The 204-nt window shown below is 56.4% G+C and carries 1 tRNA gene; it reads left to right on the top strand.

The window, feature by feature from the left end:
- Positions 1-127: 127 nt before the first annotated feature.
- Positions 128-204: transfer RNA gene (locus OGV77_RS00035), tRNA-Asp, on the top strand.

The raw sequence follows: 204 nt of genomic DNA, 5'->3' as shown, positions 1-204 counted from the left end.
CTCAGAAGTGAAACGCCGTAGCGCCGATGGTAGTGTGGGGTCTCCCCATGCGAGAGTAGGGAACTGCCAGGCATCAAATTGCAGTAAACCGGGATGAAGAATCCGGGTAGTGACAAAGAAATTCGGTGGAGCGGTAGTTCAGTTGGTTAGAATACCTGCCTGTCACGCAGGGGGTCGCGGGTTCGAGTCCCGTCCGTTCCGCCA

The sequence above is a fragment of the Citrobacter sp. Ce129 genome, from assembly GCF_030334545.1.
In the GTDB taxonomy this organism is placed as follows: Bacteria; Pseudomonadota; Gammaproteobacteria; order Enterobacterales; family Enterobacteriaceae; genus Citrobacter; species Citrobacter europaeus.
The sequence above is the reverse complement of the archived record's forward strand: the minus strand, read 5'-3'. Positions and strand labels throughout refer to the sequence as shown.